20 protein-coding genes and 1 pseudogene are annotated in these 18,785 nt (G+C 27.4%); 3 read left to right on the top strand and 18 right to left on the bottom strand.

Annotation, left to right across the window (positions count from 1 at the left end; all coding sequences use genetic code 11):
* Window positions 1-200: 200 nt before the first annotated feature.
* From I2A75_RS03115 to I2A75_RS03065, 11 genes and pseudogenes are all read right to left on the bottom strand, one after another.
* Window positions 201-404, bottom strand: a pseudogene (locus I2A75_RS03115) (sigma 54-interacting transcriptional regulator); the annotation flags it as partial.
* 167 nt (window positions 405-571) lie between these two features.
* On the bottom strand, window positions 572-1,075 hold the full coding sequence (locus I2A75_RS03110; RefSeq protein ID WP_195263006.1) for a GNAT family N-acetyltransferase: 504 nt from the start codon (window positions 1,073-1,075) through the stop codon (window positions 572-574).
* A 223-nt stretch (window positions 1,076-1,298) separates the two neighbouring features.
* A complete protein-coding gene (locus I2A75_RS03105; protein ID WP_195263005.1) occupies window positions 1,299-2,303 on the bottom strand; it encodes a sugar kinase in 1,005 nt (334 codons plus the stop codon).
* Between the two features lies 1 nt (window position 2,304).
* Window positions 2,305-2,952 carry a bifunctional 4-hydroxy-2-oxoglutarate aldolase/2-dehydro-3-deoxy-phosphogluconate aldolase gene (locus I2A75_RS03100; protein ID WP_195263004.1) on the bottom strand — a complete coding sequence of 216 codons (648 nt, stop codon included), beginning with the start codon at window positions 2,950-2,952 and terminating at the stop codon, window positions 2,305-2,307.
* A 187-nt stretch (window positions 2,953-3,139) separates the two neighbouring features.
* The gene (gene ilvD, locus I2A75_RS03095) at window positions 3,140-4,855 is read right to left on the bottom strand and encodes a dihydroxy-acid dehydratase (RefSeq protein ID WP_195263003.1); all 1,716 of its coding nucleotides are present in this window, start codon (window positions 4,853-4,855) and stop codon (window positions 3,140-3,142) included.
* Window positions 4,856-4,949: 94 nt separating this feature from the next.
* Window positions 4,950-6,284 (bottom strand): 6-phospho-alpha-glucosidase, encoded by a 1,335-nt coding sequence (locus I2A75_RS03090; RefSeq protein ID WP_195263002.1) that lies wholly within the window; start codon window positions 6,282-6,284, stop codon window positions 4,950-4,952.
* A 170-nt stretch (window positions 6,285-6,454) separates the two neighbouring features.
* Window positions 6,455-6,997, bottom strand: coding sequence for a 6-phospho-3-hexuloisomerase (gene hxlB / locus I2A75_RS03085; protein WP_195263001.1), 543 nt, complete (start codon window positions 6,995-6,997; stop codon window positions 6,455-6,457).
* Entirely contained in the window at window positions 6,994-7,614 is a 621-nt protein-coding gene (locus tag I2A75_RS03080) for an orotidine 5'-phosphate decarboxylase / HUMPS family protein (RefSeq protein WP_195263000.1), read from the bottom strand. Before I2A75_RS03080 ends, hxlB begins: the two co-directional genes overlap by 4 nt.
* Window positions 7,615-7,810: 196 nt before the next feature.
* Window positions 7,811-9,418, bottom strand: a complete 1,608-nt coding sequence (locus I2A75_RS03075) for a PTS transporter subunit EIIC (RefSeq protein ID WP_195262999.1) — start codon at window positions 9,416-9,418, stop codon at window positions 7,811-7,813.
* 120 nt (window positions 9,419-9,538) lie between these two features.
* Complete coding sequence (locus I2A75_RS03070; protein ID WP_195263015.1) at window positions 9,539-10,300, bottom strand: MurR/RpiR family transcriptional regulator; 762 nt, start codon at window positions 10,298-10,300, stop codon at window positions 9,539-9,541.
* A gap of 95 nt (window positions 10,301-10,395) precedes the next feature.
* Window positions 10,396-10,857: a YdeI/OmpD-associated family protein gene (locus tag I2A75_RS03065; protein ID WP_195262998.1), complete on the bottom strand. Its 462-nt coding sequence runs from the start codon at window positions 10,855-10,857 to the stop codon at window positions 10,396-10,398.
* Between the two features lie 237 nt (window positions 10,858-11,094).
* Here I2A75_RS03065 and I2A75_RS03060 point away from each other — a divergent pair, with 237 nt between their 5' ends.
* Window positions 11,095-11,895 carry a choline kinase family protein gene (locus I2A75_RS03060; RefSeq protein ID WP_195262997.1) on the top strand — a complete coding sequence of 267 codons (801 nt, stop codon included), beginning with the start codon at window positions 11,095-11,097 and terminating at the stop codon, window positions 11,893-11,895.
* Window positions 11,896-11,914: 19 nt separating this feature from the next.
* Here I2A75_RS03060 and I2A75_RS03055 read toward each other — a convergent pair whose 3' ends face one another.
* The 7 genes from I2A75_RS03055 to I2A75_RS03025 all read right to left on the bottom strand — a co-directional run bounded on the left by I2A75_RS03055 (window position 11,915) and on the right by I2A75_RS03025 (window position 17,484).
* Window positions 11,915-12,613 (bottom strand): DNA alkylation repair protein, encoded by a 699-nt coding sequence (locus tag I2A75_RS03055; RefSeq protein ID WP_195263014.1) that lies wholly within the window; start codon window positions 12,611-12,613, stop codon window positions 11,915-11,917.
* Window positions 12,614-12,674: 61 nt separating this feature from the next.
* Entirely contained in the window at window positions 12,675-13,154 is a 480-nt protein-coding gene (locus I2A75_RS03050) for a methylated-DNA--[protein]-cysteine S-methyltransferase (RefSeq protein WP_195262996.1), read from the bottom strand.
* A gap of 38 nt (window positions 13,155-13,192) precedes the next feature.
* Window positions 13,193-13,732 (bottom strand): Ada metal-binding domain-containing protein, encoded by a 540-nt coding sequence (locus tag I2A75_RS03045; protein ID WP_195262995.1) that lies wholly within the window; start codon window positions 13,730-13,732, stop codon window positions 13,193-13,195.
* A 258-nt stretch (window positions 13,733-13,990) separates the two neighbouring features.
* On the bottom strand, window positions 13,991-14,497 hold the full coding sequence (locus I2A75_RS03040) for a GNAT family N-acetyltransferase (protein WP_195262994.1): 507 nt from the start codon (window positions 14,495-14,497) through the stop codon (window positions 13,991-13,993).
* Window positions 14,498-14,749: 252 nt separating this feature from the next.
* Window positions 14,750-15,460 carry a gamma-glutamyl-gamma-aminobutyrate hydrolase family protein gene (locus tag I2A75_RS03035; RefSeq protein ID WP_195262993.1) on the bottom strand — a complete coding sequence of 237 codons (711 nt, stop codon included), beginning with the start codon at window positions 15,458-15,460 and terminating at the stop codon, window positions 14,750-14,752.
* 195 nt (window positions 15,461-15,655) lie between these two features.
* A complete protein-coding gene (locus I2A75_RS03030; RefSeq protein WP_195262992.1) occupies window positions 15,656-17,014 on the bottom strand; it encodes a DUF6179 domain-containing protein in 1,359 nt (452 codons plus the stop codon).
* Window positions 17,014-17,484 carry a DUF6323 family protein gene (locus I2A75_RS03025; protein ID WP_195262991.1) on the bottom strand — a complete coding sequence of 157 codons (471 nt, stop codon included), beginning with the start codon at window positions 17,482-17,484 and terminating at the stop codon, window positions 17,014-17,016. The genes I2A75_RS03030 and I2A75_RS03025 overlap by 1 nt, the downstream gene beginning before the upstream one ends.
* Before the next feature lie 397 nt (window positions 17,485-17,881).
* On the opposite strand from I2A75_RS03025, the gene I2A75_RS03020 reads away from it, so the two are divergent.
* Both I2A75_RS03020 and I2A75_RS03015 read left to right on the top strand, forming a co-directional pair.
* Window positions 17,882-18,220 (top strand): helix-turn-helix domain-containing protein, encoded by a 339-nt coding sequence (locus I2A75_RS03020; protein ID WP_195262990.1) that lies wholly within the window; start codon window positions 17,882-17,884, stop codon window positions 18,218-18,220.
* Window positions 18,221-18,337: 117 nt separating this feature from the next.
* Window positions 18,338-18,784 carry a hypothetical protein gene (locus I2A75_RS03015; RefSeq protein ID WP_195262989.1) on the top strand — a complete coding sequence of 149 codons (447 nt, stop codon included), beginning with the start codon at window positions 18,338-18,340 and terminating at the stop codon, window positions 18,782-18,784.
* The last annotated feature ends 1 nt before the right edge of the window (window position 18,785 follow it).

Raw genomic sequence — 18,785 nt, 5'->3', positions numbered from 1 at the left:
CAACATAAATCAATTTATTCAAATAATTACCTTTATGTTGATTTATCTATTTTTTTCATACGAAACTTTACACTATCATTTTTTCATATAAATAAAATGATCTGTATGATTTGAAAGTTTCATACAGATCATTTTATATTATTTTACCATTCAGCTATTGTTCCATCGTAGTTTTTCCAACTAGGATTTGTCCAGTATAGTCCTTCTGAAGGTAACCTGCGAATCTCATCTAAAAATAGTATACCTCCATCGCATGCCTCAACAATTCCCATCTTATTTTCAGTAGCTCCTGTGTAAGCACCCTTGATACTAGCAAACAATTGTGATAATAGAAGATATGGATTATCTGCATAATCTGCGCAGTTAAATATTATATATTTTGCATCTTCAGAAAAATTACTTGTACTTTGTTCATGAAACTCCTTAATATCTTCTGCATTTTTATCTTTTATCTCATCTATATAATCATCTTTTTTTATATTATAAATTAACTCTTTCTTTATATTGGAAGCTGTATATCTTTCAACTTTATATACCTTTTCCTTTAAATCTTCTCATTTTAATATACCTTTTAGATTTCTTTTTCAAAAGCAATTCTTTTACTCCCATCTAATAAATAAATAACACCACAGTATTTAAAGTTATTTTTTTCTAATAACTTTTGCATAGTTAAATTATTTTCATGTGTATCGATTTTTATATTTTTTATTCCCTTTGATAAGCAAATCTCCTCGGATTTTTTAATTATTTCTGTCCCAATTCCTTTTCTATTACTATTATTAGAAGCAGCTATTCTATGGATAACAGCATATTTCCCATCTGAAAGCCATTCTCCCTCATAAATATTGTTGTATGTCTCTTCTACATCAAAAGATAAAGAAGTAGTTCCTATAATTTCAGCATCATCTTCTAAAACATAACTAATATTGTTTCTTATATCTTTTAAAATAACTTCTTCATTTGGATATCCATTTTGCCATTGATCTACATCATTATTTTTTAAATATACTTTTGCTTCACTGATAATTTTCATTATGTTTTTTAAATCTTTTTCTGTTGATTTCCTTAATACCATTTTTTATTCTCCTAAAACATAAAATTTATTAATTAGTATTATACAACATATATTCATTATTTCTAGAATAATATCTAAATTTACTTTATGAAATACTTCTTTATTATCCATCTTTTTATATAATTACCTTCCGATATTTATTAAAATAAAAATCCACAGTATTTACTTACTATGGATTTTTAGTATTATATTAAGTTCTAACTATATTTAAAAGCACTTCTCATTATCTCGCTATTTTACCCACTCCATAGCTTACTAGACTTTCCACTTCTTCATTTGTTACAAGGTTTGCATCTCCATAAATTGTATGTTTTAAAACAGATGCTGCAACAGCAAATTCACAAACATACTCAGGAGACTTATTATTTATAATGCTATATAGAACTCCCGCAGTTAAGGCATCCCCTCCACCTACTCTGTCCACTATATCATCTATTGTATGTATTTTTGAAGAAAACAAAATACCATTATTATAATAATTACATTGCAGAGTATTTACTGTTGATGATTTTATTTCTCTAAAAGATGAAAAAATATGCTTTATATTAGGATACTTTTTTGAAATTTCATCATAATAATATTTTAACTTTTCGTATTTATCCTCTAAATCACATTTCATATTCAATATATTTTCTGCATCTAATATACTACCTGAAAAAATATTAACATATGGTAATAATTCTTTGGTAACTTTACTTGCTTCTTCTAAGCTCCACATTTTTGCTCTGTAGTTTGAATCATAACTAACTAAAATATTGTTTTCCTTACAATATTTTAATATCTTAAAAGTTAACTCTCTTGTTTTTTCTGAAACAGCTAAAGTTATACCTGAAACATGAAATATATCTATTCCTTTTAATGCTTCTTTTATATTTATATCTTCTTCTAAAATTGATCCAAAGGCTGAATCTAATCTATCATAAATTACTTTTGATCCCCTATTTCCGCTTCCAACTTCTAAAAAATATATTGGAGTCCTCTTATTACCTCTAGCTATAAAACTAGTATCTATAGACTTCGATTTTAGATAACTAAGCATCCCATCTCCCAGACTATCATTAGAAATCTTAGTAATCATTCTAGCACTTATTCCAAAGTTAGCTAATGAAATTAATACATTAGCTTCTCCTCCGCCATAGTTTACATTAAATTCATTTGAATTTGATAGTAACACGCCTTTTTTACTTGATAACCTTAAAAGTATTTCTCCTAAACCAGCAACCTTCATATTAAATACCTCTTGCTTTATCAAACTTTTCTATATACTTTTTACATGTAGATTCTATTTCATCAAAATCTCCTGCTTCTCCAAGTTTATTTAGTTCTCCACCTATACCAACTAAATCTACACCAGCTTTTGCCCAAGATTCTATGTTATCAAGGTTTACTCCACCAGTTACCATAATATTAGCATGTGGAAGTGGTGCCTTTACTGAACTTATATAACCTTGTCCAAAAGCATTCCCTGGGAATAACTTAACTACATCTACTCCACTTTCATATGCAGTTACTATTTCATTTATAGTCATAACTCCTGGTATATATGGTACATTGTATCTATTGCAAAGTGTTGCAGTATCTTTATTAAATGATGGTGAAACTATATATTGTGCTCCTGCTAATATTGCCATTCTTGCAGTTTCAGAATCTAAAACTGTTCCAGCTCCAATTACAACATCATCATTTTTATCATATTTTTCTGAAAGCTCTCTTATTATTTCATTTGCAAACTTATTTGTATATGTTACTTCTATAGCTTTAACATTTCCCTTAATACAACTTTCTGATATTTTAACCCCAATTTCTTTTGTTGTTCCACGAACTACAGCAACTACCCCACACTTTTTTAAAGCATTTAAAATTCTTATTTTAAACATAATAAAATCTCCTATAAATTTTATTTAATATTTTTATAAACAATCCTATGTGTCTTTATATGCTTTTAAATAAGAAATCAATACTTAAGAATTATAAATTATAACAAAATTTCTTATACTAAGCATATAATCTAAGTTCTACAAAGCAAAACAATCTCAATTATTATTGTCCATTATTAATTGTTCCTTACTCCATATATCCACCCTTCATTGGTGAAACTGCTTTTTCTGAGAATATCTTTAATATTCCAGACTCATATTTATTTGCTCTTGGCTTCCAAGATTCTTTACGCTTAACAAGTATTTTATCTATTTCATCTAAATCTACTCGTTCTCCATTAATACCAACTATTTGTAATATTCTCTTTTCTATATCTATTTCAATTAAATCATTTTCTTCAACTAACGCTATTGGTCCTCCGACTGCTGCTTCTGGTGAAACATGTCCTATAGCTGGACCTCTTGATGCTCCTGAAAATCTTCCATCTGTAATAAGAGCAATACTTGCAGATAATTCTTTGTCAGATGAAATTGCTTCTGTTGTATAGAACATTTCTGGCATTCCGCTTCCCTTTGGACCTTCATATCTAATAAATACTGCATCTCCAGGTTTAATTTTTTTAGATAATACTGCTTCAATTGCCTCTTCTTCACTATCAAATGGTCTTGCTTTTAAAATAGCTTTATGCATTTCTTTTGGTACAGCTGAATGTTTAACAACTGCTCCTTCTGGTGCTATATTTCCTTTTAATATAGCAATAGCTCCATTTTTACCTATTGGATCGTTGTATGGTTTAATAATATCTTCTTTCTTTAAACCAGTTTCTTTTAAATATTCATTACATTTTTCATAGAATCCATTTTTCTTTAAATCTTCTAAGTTTTCGCCTAAAGTTTTTCCCGTAACTGTCATTACATCTAAATGTAATAAATCCTTAACTTCTTCCATTATTGCTGGCACCCCACCTGCATAGTAGAAATACTCTGCTGGCCATTTACCTGTTGGACGGATATTCAATAAATATGGTGCATACCTGTGTATTCTATCAAAACTTTCTGCATCTATATCTACTCCAAACTCATGAGCTATTGCTGGAATATGAAGCAATGAATTTGTTGATCCTGAAATTGCCGCATGAATTATAATTGCATTTTCAAAAGATTTAGCTGTAACTATATCTCTTGCCTTTAAATTCTTCTTAGCTAATTCAACTACTTGCTTTCCTGCTTCTATTGCTACATTTTCTAAGTCTTCACAAGTTGCAGGCATAACTGCACTTCCAGGTAACATTAATCCTAATGCTTCAGCCATAATTTGCATAGTTGCAGCAGTTCCCATAAATGAACATGAACCAGCTGATGGACATGCATTGTTTTTATAATAAGTTAATTCATCTTCAGTAATTTCTCCGCGCCTTTCCATAGCACTATAAGTTCCTATTTGCTCCAATGTTAAAAGATTTGGACCTGCCTTCATTACTCCACCAGTAACAACTATTGAAGGTATATTAATTCTTCCTATAGCCATTAAATGAGCTGGAACACCTTTATCGCAACTTGTTATAAATACTCCTCCATCAAAAGGTGTTGCATTAGCATGAATTTCTATTAGTGATGCTATTGTATCTCTAGATGCTAATGAATAGTTTATTCCATCATGCCCTTGCGCCATTCCATCACATATATCTGTTGCAAAGAACCTTGATGCTCTTCCCCCTTTTTCGGCTACTCCCATAGCTGCATTGTTTGCAAATTTAAGTAAGTGAATGCTTCCTGGATGACTATCTCCAAAGGTACTTTCGACTATTATTTGTGGTTTAGACAAGTCTTCTGAAGTATATCCCATTCCCCTTCGGAGTGGATCCATTTCTGGAGCAATTTTTCTAATATCTTGACTAATCATTATTATTCTCCTTGCTTAACAATCTATTATTTAAACATAGCTCGGATAATGGATAATCCATTGTCCGAGCCTGTAGCTGTTCTTTTATACTTTATTATTTAAGTTCTGGCCAATATCCTTCATTAGCTTCAATTAAATCATCTAAGATTTCTTTTGCTACTTTTGCACTTGGTACTGTCTTAGATAAAGTAAGAGCCTGCCATAACTTTTGATAACTTCCTTCTATCCAACCTTCAACAACTAATTTTTCTACTGCAACTTGTTGTTCCATAAGACCTTTTTCAAATCTTGGTATAGTTCCTTGAACTAAAGCTTCTGGTCCGTTGCTACCTACTATACATGGAACTTCAACCATTGCTGTTGGATCAAAGTTTTCAATAGCACCTTTATTTTCCACAATGCATAACATTCTTTCATGTGTGTTATATGCAATTGCTCTTGCTAAGTCAACTATAAATGATGCATGGGCATCTATATGGAATTCTCCACCTTTTGCTGTTCCAGCCTTAACTATTTCTCTTGCTGCACTAAATACATTCTTTTCTCTTCCATTCATTACTTCATTTGCTCTTGTATATTCTGCATTAGAATGTTCTACAACATAATCTGGATATAGATAGTATTTTAAGTAAGTGTTTGGTAAGAAGTTTGGATCTAGAGCTATTAAATCCTTTGCTTTCTTATGAGTTTCTTGCCAACTTGGTTCTGTATGTTGAGTATCTACTTCAACTTGATTTAAATAACCGTTTTCAGAAACATATTCTCTTAATTTTGGCATTAAATCGTTTCCTTGTTTATCTCTAACACTTGTCCACCATCCAAAGTGATTTAATCCAAAGTAGTTAACTTCTAAATCTGCTGGAGTTAATCCAACTATTTGAGACATACGACGTAATGTTCCAACTGGCATATCGCAAATATTTAATACCTTTGAATTTGGTTTTAACACACGGCAAGCTTCTGCAACTATTGCTGCTGGGTTAGAGTAATTTAGCATCCAACAATTTGGAGAATACTTTTCCATAAGATCGATTAATTCCATCATTCCACCTATTGAACGCATTCCATATGCTATTCCACCAGGTCCACAAGTTTCTTGTCCAACAACTCCATATTTTAGAGGAATCTTTTCATCCTTTTCACGCATTTCATATTTTCCAACTCTTATATGTGCCATACAGAAATCTACATCAGTAAATGCTTCTTCAGGATCTGTTGTGTATGAAAACTCTATTTCAGGTGCACTTTCTTTTAATAATATTTCAAGTGCTTCACCAATTACTTCTTGACGTTCTTTATCATTATCATATAATTTTAACTTACGTAAAGGGAAACGATCTACATTGTCTAAAAGCATCATTACGATACCTGGTGTAAATGTGCTTCCTCCTCCTGCTATTACTATAGAAAACTTTTTGCTTGTATCCATAAAATTAGCCACCTTTCCTATTACAACTTATTAAATCTAATCATTTTATTTTAAAATTAGTCTTTTTTCTTACTTACAAGCTCATTATAGACCAGTAAAATGTAATGGTAAACAGTTTCGGTGGCCAAAGAAACATGTTACCCTATGTTGTAACATGTTCTCAAAAATTACTACTCTACATTAATATGATTATTTAATGCTTCTTTATTTGAAAAATTATCTCTCTTACTTGTTAAAAGGCATACCAAATCTAGAACTATGTGAACGGCTTGATCAAATAAAGAACTTAATAACTGTATTGATCCGCCTTCACCATCACCTTTCACCTTTCCTGGTACTTCTAAAATAATATCTGCTATTTCACCTAAAGGAGATTTTTTCTTACTTGTGACTGCAATGACTTTTAATCCTAAATCCTTTGCTGACTTTGCATTACTTAAAGTATTTTTTGTAGTTCCAGAACCAGATATAGCTATATAAATATCATCTTTTTTTAAGGCAGGGGTAATAGTTTCCCCCATAACATATGATTTATAACCTATATGCATCAATCTCATAGCAAATCCTTTTGCTTGAAACCCGCTTCTACCTTCTCCATCAACAAAAATTGAATAGTTTTTATCAATAGTATTCACCATTTTTTCAATATCTTTTTCATTAACATTTAATACTACGTTATTTACTTCTTCTAATATTTCCTCTCTTATATTCATAAAAGTGCCTCCTTAATTTCATTTAAAGTCTTAATAGGATCTTTAGATGCTGTTATTGTAGATCCTATAACTATTATATTTATATCTTCATTTTTCAAACTTTTAATAATATCTAAGTTTATACCTCCAGCTATAGCAATATTTCTTATGCTCGGAAACTTAAGTTTAAAATCTCTTAACTCATCTATAATATTATTTTTGTTGCTTTTATCTACAGAAGTATGTAAACAGTAAATTGCTTCATCAAATCTTGATATTTCTTTTATTTTTTCATATGAACATTCAATCAAGTCAATCATCATTTTTTTATTATATTCTTTTGAAACATCATAACACTTTTGTAGTGTTTCCAAAGAAGAACTTCCCATAACAGTTAAGATATCAAACCCTTGATTATATCCCATAGTAAACTCATAAGCCCCTTCATCATTTGTCTTAATATCTCCTAATATTAATGACTTATTTGCTTTTAAAGTCAATTCTTTCAAATTTAAAAGTCCATAATCCTTTATTATAGATGTTCCAATTTCAATTATATCGGCAACACCATTGAACTTTTCAACTAACTCTATTGCCTTATCTAGACCCACTCTATCTATAGCAACTTGTACCTTCATTGTATACCTCCCATATATGTTTTAATTAATATTTTACATAATTTAAGCTAATACTATATTAAATATTTAATACACTTTTTTAAGTAAATTAACCAATTTAAAATATATATTATTTAATTTTTAATATATAATAAATTTAAAATCTTATCAGAAATAGGAGTGACCAATTTTAGCCACTCCTAAACTTAAATAGATTTTAATTTACTTCTATTCCAAGATATTCATCCACGCTTTTTCTTACTCCAGTAACTCTTAAACCATAAATTACTTGTACGTTTTCACCTTTTATTACAACACCATTTGCTGCAGTTTCATTTTTTAATAAAGCTTCATTAACTAATGATGAATCCTTTACTATTAATCTTAATCTTGTAAAACAGTTATCAACCTTTACTATATTCTCTGTTCCACCAAGACCTTCTACTATTATAGGTGCTAATCCTGCATTGTCAGCATCCTTGCTTCCAGTAGCAGTTGCTGAATTATCCTTAGTTGAATTTTTTTCTTTATAATCACTCTTTGTATAAAGCTTTGTATCTCCATCTTCTTCTCTACCTGGAGTTTTTAGCTTAAATTTAGCTATTACAAATCTGAATACTACATAATAAACTACAAATTGTCCTAAACCAACTAATATATACATTGGCCAGCCAGTTTTTTCTATTCCAAGTGGAAGATTATATAATAAGAAGTCTATTAATCCATTTGGTCCTATTGCTGTAACTCCTAAAACGTTTAATACAACCATTCCTAGTCCACTTAATACTGCATGAATTACGAATAATACTGGTGCTACAAACATGAATGAAAATTCTATTGGTTCTGTAACCCCTGCTAAAATTGATGTAACAGCTGCTGGAATTAATATTGCCTTTATCTTAGTTTTGTTCTTTGGTAATGCTGTGTGGTACATAGCTAGACATGCACCTATTAGACCAAACATCTTTGAAAGTCCTCTAGCATCCCAAATTACTGATGCTGAAAGCTTAGCTATAGTTGGATCAGCCATTTCTGCAAAGTATATGTTTCTAGCTCCTTCAAATACTTGTCCACCGATTTCAGCAACTCCGCCTAATGAACTATATAAAAATGGAGTATAAACTAAGTGATGTAGCCCTGTTGGAATTAATAATCTTTCTAAAGTTCCATATGTGAAGATACCGAAATTACCTGACCCTTGTATAAACTCCCCAAGATTATTAATAACATTTTGCACTGGTGGCCATACATAGCTAAATAATATTGCTAAACCAACTGTTACTGGTATTAAAATAATAAATACTAACCTTGATCCACCATATATTTGAAATGCTCCATCAAACTCTTTTTCACAGAATTTATTATGAATATATGCAACAACGATTCCTAATATAATACCTAAGAAAACTCCCATATCTAGTATTTGCACACCTAATACAGTCGTTTGTCCACTTCCTCTTAACGCATCTGCTGGTGCTAGTTTTTCAGTTAATGTTAAAAATATATTCATTGCGTTTATAAATACTAAAAACACTAATAATGATGTGAAACCTGCTTCTGCCTTCTTCTTTTTAGCAAGTCCTACTGCTAAACCTACACAAAATATAATACCTAAATTAGTTAATATTGAAACTAATGACCCTGATAACATCTTTCCAAGTCCATATACAACGTCATTCTTTAAAAATGGCAAGTACTCTGCTAACTTTGCATTTGTTAAAATGTTACCTATTGCAATTATTATACCTGCTATAGGTAATATTAAAACAGGTACGAACATTCCTTTAGAAAAGTCTTGTAGTTTGTTCATTATCTTTTCTTTCATTTTTTTACCTCCATTTATCATCTTTTCAGAAATCATTTACATTTTCATTATAATAAGTGTCAATTTATCTGTATATAGATTTTCCCCTCAAAAAAACGTGTTACCCAATTAGATAACACGTTACTTAGAATCACTATTTTTTCGTTTATAATATTCATATATTAATAATTCAACTAATACTAACACCTTTGGAAAGAATGTATTTGGCATTAAGTTTCTATCATCTAGTTTGTTTGCGTCATCAATTTTAAAACTTATATCTGCAAGTCTACTTATACTATTTTCTCTTTCATTTGTGAAGGCTACCACCTTAATTCCATGTTCCTTTGCTGTCTTAACCTTATTTAAAACCATTGGAGTTTCTCCTGATTTTGAAATAACTATAATTGAACTTATGTAATCTAAGTTATTCTCAAAAACTCCAATTGAATCTGTACCATTAGATAATATACACCTTTTTCCCATGACTAAAAGTTTCTTATTAATATATTCTGCTACAATTCCTGAAAATCCATTGGCATATATAAAAATAAATTTATTATCATCATTAAATAAAATATCTACAAATTTATTGATAGAATCACTAGAATTTTCTTTTAAAAGACTATCCATATCTAAGCTATCAACAAAGTCTCTTTCATTATGATTTTCTCCTAGCTCATTGCCCTTTAATGATGCTAAATTGTATTGCATTTCTAAAAAACCAGAGTAACCAAGTTTTTTAGAAAGCCTCATTATTGTGGATGTTGATGTATAATTATTTTTTGCAATCCCTCTAACGCCTAATTTGTTTACATCCTCTATATTATCTACTATATAATTTAAAACTTTTACTTCAATTTCAGTAAGTCCCTTATTCTCAGTAAACTTAGATAAATCCATCATATATCCCTCCATTATTTATAACTATTATACAGTACTTTGATAATTTTTTCACTATATTCATTTTTTCTTATACTGCACTACACTTTAAGGGATTATATTTTTATTTTATTTGTTAATTTTTCTATTGCCTCTTCCATTCTTTTTACTTTAGTTTCTTCTTTTCTTGCTGAAGTTATCCATTGAAAATACTTTCTTTGTTGTGAATAAGATAAGCTTTCATAAAATTTATATGCATCATTATTTTTAATAAGTTTTTCTTTAAATTCTTCTGGTAACTCTACCTTTCTTTCTTCTTCATCTTTCTCCAATTCAACTGTTATAATATCACCATAAGTTTTACCTATTTTACTTCTTATTTCTTTTGTTATTCCTATCATATAGCAAGGTAATCCCATTTTTACTATTGATCCTCTATAATCTACACCATCAAATTTTACTTTAACCTTTACCCTCTTAGCTCCGAACTCTTTTTCAACATCTATAGGAACCTCTATATAAGTGGCATCTTTTCCTTCGTGCTTCTTTATTTCTGAATCAAATTTATACTTCTTCATGTTTTTTTCTCCTATTTTTTAATTAAATTAGGTATACTAAAATTCGAATAAAATTATAATACTTTTTAATCTCATATTAGTACATACTAGTATTATTTATAATAGTATACATAATAAATTTAAAATTATTAAGTAAAATCTATGTTCAACTAATAATCTACATAAATAATAATCTTAAAATACATTTCATATTATATCTGATATAATGTATAAACAACAATAACTATAGGAGATTTTATGAATACAATACATAAAAATTTTTCACTAACTAAACTTGGTGGGTTAAATAATTCAAATTATCTAATGACACTACAAGATTCAAAATATGTTTTAAGAATTCCAAGTAAAGATAACACTAATAATTTTTATAATGAAAATGAAATTTTAAACATAATTAAGCCTTTTAATATTTCTCCTAATATACTTTATCATAATAAAGATACTGGAGTCTTGTTAAGTGAATTTAAGGAATCTAATAAAATTAATATAGAATTTTATAACTCACATATTTTTATTGACAGCTTAATACATACATTAAAAAGGTTACATGGATTAAAATGTAGTAATTATTTTAATCCTTTTGATATAATTGAAAGAAATGTTAAGTTTTTAATTAGTTCAAATTTTCTCTTTAATCATGATATAAATTTATTAATGGAAAAGCTAAATTCCTTAAAAGATAATTTAACTAAAGAATATCATTTTGGATTGTGCCATAATGATTTAAATACATCTAATATTTTATATACTAAAAACTCTATCTATCTTATTGACTTTGAATTTTCCGCAATGGGAGATATATTTTTTGATTTAGCTACTTTATCTTGGTTTTTAAATGAAAATATGAAAAACGAATTGATTAAAAGTTATTTTGGTTATTCTTCAAAATATCTAAATGAAAAGTTAGAAGGTTATATTTTTGTAGTTAAACTTTGGAATGCAACTTGGAGTTTTATAAAATCAATAAATAGTACTTCTGATTATGATTATAAACTTGGAGGTAATATGATATTAGACGATTTGATAAATTCTTTATAAAATCGTCTAATTAACTTCATTATTTATTATTTACCTTTTTCTTCATGCCTCTAATAATATTTTTCTCTTCTTTAGAAACTTTTAAAGATTCACAGATTTTTTGTAATGATTTATTGTATGTAAAATAATCTAAGTTGTTTTCTTTTAGATAATTGAAAGTTATCTCACTAAACTTCACATAACAAATAGAAATTGCCCAAGCAACAGCCATTTTAACATAATATCCATCATGCTTTATTTTATCTAAATTACTTAAGACAAGCTCAATATACTCTTCCTCAACATAAAAATTTAATAGCATTACTACCGCAAACCTTACTTCAAATTCATCACTTGATGAAAAATACTCTTGTAAAAAATTCCACATTCTTTCTTTATTTTTACTAGTAATTTTTAGGCCATTGCAAAAGCTATCACAAACAGACCAATTATTGATTTTGGGTACATATTTTCTAATAAGACTTATAATTTCATCTATATCAATATTATTAATATATCCAATTACCATACCTTGTAACATTACTTCTTCAAAGTAATCATCCCTTGCATTATTCAAGTAACTTTTCCAATCTTCTTTAGCAATACTTTTTGCAATTTTTCTCAATGCTGGGAGCCTAACTCCAAGTATATTTTTAACTCCTGGTAAAAGTTTCGAAGAAAAATTTCTATAATCTTCTTCTGACAAATTTATAAGTTCCTCTCTTATTGTTAAAATCATATTTTCATCCATATCAAACGCCAAAGTATTTCCCCCTTATCTATTAACTATTCAATTATCACTAGTAAATCTGAATATTTTTGTGTTCTATTTCTAACAGCCTTTCTTTCATTTTCAAGCCTCCAGCATATCCAACTAAGCTTTTATTTTTACCTACAACTCTATGACATGGTATCATTATTAATATTGGATTCTTATTATTTGCCATTCCAATAGCACGAGCTGCTTTAGGATTACCTATTTTTTCTGCTATTTCCTTATATGTTCTTGTTTCTCCATAAGGTATCTTAATTAGCTCATTCCACACTTTAACTTGAAACTCTGTTCCTTCTAAGTCAAATGGAATACTAAAATCTTCTCTACTTCCAGATAGATATTCATTAAGTTGACTTGCTGCCTCTTTAATTAATTTAGTTTCTTTTACCTCTATATCTTTTTCAATTTTTAATTTATCTTTTATATAAATATTTGTAATACCTTTTCCATTATCAGCTATTCCAATTTCTCCAATTATAGTCTCATAGTAAAAAATACTTTTCATATAACTCCTTCACATCTATTTTATAAGCAGATTCTTAATTATTTTATACGATAACTCATAGGACTCATCCCTTCAACTTTCTTAAAATTATCATAAAAAGTTGATAAACTCCTATATCCACAATCATAAGAAATTTCAGTAATTGATTTATCACTAGTTTTCAAAAGTTCCTTAGCTTTATCAATTCTAATTTTAGAAATATATGCTTTAGGTGTTAAGCTAAAAGTCTTATTGAAAACTCTTATTAAATGACTTTTAGCTATATGAAGACCTTTTATCTTAATATTAATAAGCTCTTCATCAAAATAATATTTATCATAAATCTCCTTCATACTATTAGCAATATTAGTAATCGGATTGTATTCTATTAAATCAGGTCGACATCTTTTACAAGGCCTAAATCCACTTTCAATTGCACTTTCAGTGGTAGAAAAAAATTCTACATTTTCTTTAACTGGATTTTTAGATTTACAAGATGGACGACAAAATATTTTTGTTGTTTTAACTCCATAAAAAAAATCCCCATCATATCTTAAATCATTCTCTATAACAGCTTTCCATTTTTCCTCCTTATTCATATATCTACCTCCATTAATAATTTATCATAATACTTAAAATATTTCTTACAGATTTTTATCTTCTAATTTTAATATAAATTATATTAAAATCATGATATTTTTTATCTTATATAAATATTATTATAATTTATTCAAAATAAAAAAAGTACTGATTAACAAAAATCAATACTTTTTTAGCAGAATTAATAACTATATATTGTTATTATTTTTAGGACTATCTACTTAATATATAATTAAAGAAAGTAATATTTAAATAGTCTAGGCAGCAGATCTAATGAAAGACTTCATACTAATATGATATTCAATTTCTCTTTCCAGTTCTTTAGCTTGCTTAAACCCTAAGCCCTTAAAAAGATTTTGTGATCTCTTATTAATCTTTTTAATTTTAGCTACAACATATTCAGCCCTCATATCAAAAAAAGCTACTTTTAAAGCTTCGAGTACAGCATTATGCCCTATTCCCTTTCCCCATAAATCTTTTTCACCTACTGCAATAACTATTTCTACAAACTCACCTTTTGGTACTAGTCGTAAAAATCCTATTGCGCCATATATATTTTTTATAATAAAAAATCTACAATTATTATTAAAAAGATGAGTTAAAATAGGCATATTTACCCTATTTATAACGTTAATTAAATTTCGCTTTACATTAATGTCTTCATTTAAATAACTTGTTATTTCCTCATCACTAAGCCAGTTACATATTTTCTCGGCATCTGATATATATACTTCTTGGCTTAGATTCACACTATTTACTTCCACAAAGTACAACTCCTTAGTTATATTTATATAGCTTGCAAACTTCATGAATTAATTATTACTAGTAATAATCATATATTACTCCCTTTATTAATTTAAGTAAAAAGTGATTTTCTTCGTTGCTTAAGTTTAACTCATCTTTTTTATTCTTTTCTTATTTTTCTAGCACTTTTCCACAATGTTTATATTTTCCATTAATAGTATTTAATTTCCATTTAAAGTTATTAAAAGTATTTTTCTGGTACTTTGATATATTTAACTGCATCTATTTATAAATTCCTTAAATATATTAAACTGCTCTTCATAATCTTTATATAAATGTTCCGGATGCCACTGTACCCCTAATACAAACTTTCTATCCTTAATATAAATGCTCTCTATAACTCCATCCTCACTTATTGCAGCATCAGTTACATTAGGAGAAACATTCTTTATAGCCTGATGATGCATACTATTTACCATTATTTCTTCTTTTTGCATAATATCAAATAGTAAAGAGTTCTTTTTAACTATTACCTTATGACTTGGCTTATTATAAGGTTTTTCTTGCCTATGAATACTATCTTTATTATTATTTCTATCTATTTTTATATCTTGGTATAAAGAGCCCCCTAAATATGAATTTAAAAGTTGAAAACCTCTGCATATTGCAAGTAATGGCTTATCTATAGTTAATATTTCCTTTAACAAACTTTTTTCCATCTTATCTCTTGCAACATTTATACCTCCACAATGAGCCAATTTCTTTTCCTTATATATTTCAGGATTAATATCTTGACCACCAGCTAATAAAAATCCATCAAATTTATTTGCCAAAGTCTTTATATCTTCTTCGTTATCTATAATTGGTAATATGACAGGGATTCCTCCTGCATCTGTAATTGCATCTAAATATGACGGTAACATCCAAATACTTTCTTTTTCATCATCAAAAAGTGCTGTAACTCCAATAATAGGCTTATTCATATTATCATCTCCTTCTATGAACTATTTCATTTATTAACAATATTAACACTTTTCTTATAATTATATGTTATAAAATTAAAGTCTGCTATGATACAGTTAAAAATAAGAATATAAAATGAAGATATCTTAGTAATAAATACTACTATATCTTCTATTTTTACATTCTAAGATTAATAAGCTCATGTACCATCTGCTTTATATTTCAAACTTACTGGATAACCTCAAAATATTTCTTCTTTTTATTTCATCTAAGCTATCAATAAATCTCAATAATTTTTCATGCCATTCCTTTTCACTTTCAGTTCCATAATCACTTTCTACATCTTTATCTCTCGGCAAATACTTAATTAATAAAGCAATTTCAAAATCATCTAAAGCTTTAAAGACTTCAGTAAACTCATACTCAAATATACAATCTGCCCCTAGTAAATCTACCAAATCAGTTAAACTATGAATGTCCTCTTTAATAATTTTTATTTTATCCTCTACATTACTACAAGTTCTAACTTCTTCAGAAATATTTCTAAATATACTATTTTCAACACTTTTTCTATCTTGATATTTTATAGTTTTTTCTTTTTCATTATTAGGAGTGATGAATATTCTATCAATTTGATTTATATCTCTATTAAGTTCATGAGAAATTTTTACAGAGGCATTATTTAAATAGTTAACTAAATCTAAATCATCTGCATCGATTAAAAATTCAATACAAATTCTTTCTACTGCTAATAATATTTCTTTTTTTATTTCTTTCTCTGATAAATTTATAAACCTCTCTTTAAGATATAACTTTTCATATGGTGTTATTCTTAAATTACTAGCTTCTTTATTTAAGAAAACAGAACCAATAGAATTTGTTAATACTAAATCAAAAATATTAATTAATAGATGATATGATTTTTTATCATATCCATTTAATAAATCTTCTATTTCTATTGTATTGAAGTTAGAACAAAACTTGTTTTCTAAATTTAGTTTCTTTAAATAGTTCTCTATATATTCAATACCTACTAAATTCATATTATCATTAGATAATGGATAATCTATAGATCCTGGAGTTTCATGACTTCCATATCTAATATCATATTTTTTAAAAAACAGTGGAATTCCATAATCAATAGTGTCATTATAAGCATAATTTTTTATTATTAATTTTGTTTTTTGTACACTACTTAATAAAGATATGCAATCATCAAATTTAACTCTCAATAATTTTTCACCTTTGTTGAATATTTCCTTGATACTTTCTTCTTTGAGTATCTTTATAGCTTCATTAGCATTAGAGTTATTCTTTATAAATAAACTAATTGTATAATATATTGACGATAATAAGCTTTCTGCTACCTCAACCCTAACAGATGAACTTGAATCCATTGTATAATAAGTTACAATATCTTTTAAAATATTCATAATTTGAATTTGTACTTTTTCAAAATCTTCTTTATCTAATAAATTGTTATTATATGAATATTGTAATAAAGATTGGAAATAATTCTCTTGATTTAATATTTCATCTGCTCCTTCTTTATTATTTATAATTAAATTACTCATTACTTATCCTCATCTTCATCCATATTAAAATAGTCAGCCACTCCATATTTTATATTGTGGGCAATATTATCTAGATATTTATATTTTAGAAGGTCTAATGACCCTTGACATTCATTATCAAAATAATTCTTCATTAAGTTTATTAATTCATCATCACCTATTTCATCCATAGTCTCATTTTTATAATAATAAAAGGCTTCTATTATATCATCTATTGTTTCGATATAATTATATTGAGAAATATAAGGGGAATCACAAAATGCTAGTATAATTTTTTGAATTAATCCTCCACTAAATTCTACTCTTCCAGTTTTAATAAGTGATTCTTTTCTAGTTTCTAAAATTATTTTTATATCCTCTTCTGAAAGTTTTAATCCGTAGTGTAGAGTTTCATCATTACATTTTTGAATTTCTAAAAAAGTTTGTTTATTTATATAGGAATCTGGAATAGATATAATATTATTTTCCATAAAATAACCTCCAAAACTTTTTATTTTTATATTGACTTTCTTTTTTGAATATGATATGATTTAATTATATATACTAATAAATAATATAGTAGAATATTATTCTAACATTGTCTATTTCTGTAGTCAATGTTATTTTTATATAATCATATATCTTTTCTTAATAATACTTTCTTTTTTATCTATTTAAATTCTCAATCTTAGTTAAATATCTATTACTATTATTTTTTATAGCTAAAATAGTAATTTTTCTATTTTCTTCTGATTTTAATCTGTTCTTCTACAAATTTTCTTCAGTTTACATTTGTTGCAATTGAAAATTTTTTCTTATATAATATAAAACATCTCATTTTAAATAAAGTATAAATTTATTTAAAATATTCTAGGAAGGTACCGCATTATGATAAATTACAATAATAAGAAATATGTATGCTTACTAGACTTTGCAATGGATTTTATAAGAGGTAAATGGAAATCTCTTATTTTATGCCATCTTTATGATGGCCCAAAGAGATTTTTAGAACTTCAACGCTTTGTAAAGGGAATAAGTCACAAAGTATTAACTGAAAATTTAAAAGAACTTGAAATAGATGAGTTAGTTATTAAGATGAATTATGATGAAACTCCTCCTAAAGTTGAATATTATTTAACTGAAAAAGGAAAAGAAATTACTAAAATTATAAAAGAGCTTGAAGTCTGGTCTGAAAAGTATTATCCAAATATCAATAGAAATCCCTAAGCACTATCTTACGAATAATAAATATCTATATTATTTTTTTACATTAAAAAATATGACTCAAAATTATATACAATATCATATAATAATTAGAACTCTTATTGGAGGTATATATTTTATATGAGTAATAATGATTCATTTGATGATATTGAAGAGTTTATAAAAAACTTGGATATAAACCTTGCAGAGCTCGAACGAACTGGCGCTACATTTCTTTCAGTAGGATATGCTTTTTTTGCATATGCTGCAAATGTTGATATACATGATTTATTAACTAATAATAATACTGATGTAGCTTCTGCTGAAATCACACTACAAGGTCAACAACTCGTATTATTAGGCTATATTTTCTTATGGGTCGTAGCTATAAAAAGAGTTTATTCTAGAAATTTAAGAACAAATAATATGGAAGAAAATGTTAATATTTCTCCATATATAAAGTTAGCTAACGCCTATCTCTTAAGTACTTATGCAAACACATTAAGGCTTGAAGCTTTTACGGAAATAGCTAACTCTGAAGAAAATGGAGAAAAAAATGAAGAAGGAAATGAGGAAGTTATTGAATAAC

Origin of the sequence: Clostridium sp. 1001275B_160808_H3, assembly GCF_015550425.1 — a bacterium.
Classification (GTDB): domain Bacteria; phylum Bacillota; class Clostridia; order Clostridiales; family Clostridiaceae; genus Clostridium.
Note: the sequence above shows the minus strand (reverse complement) of the source record. Positions and strands in the feature narration are given on the sequence as shown.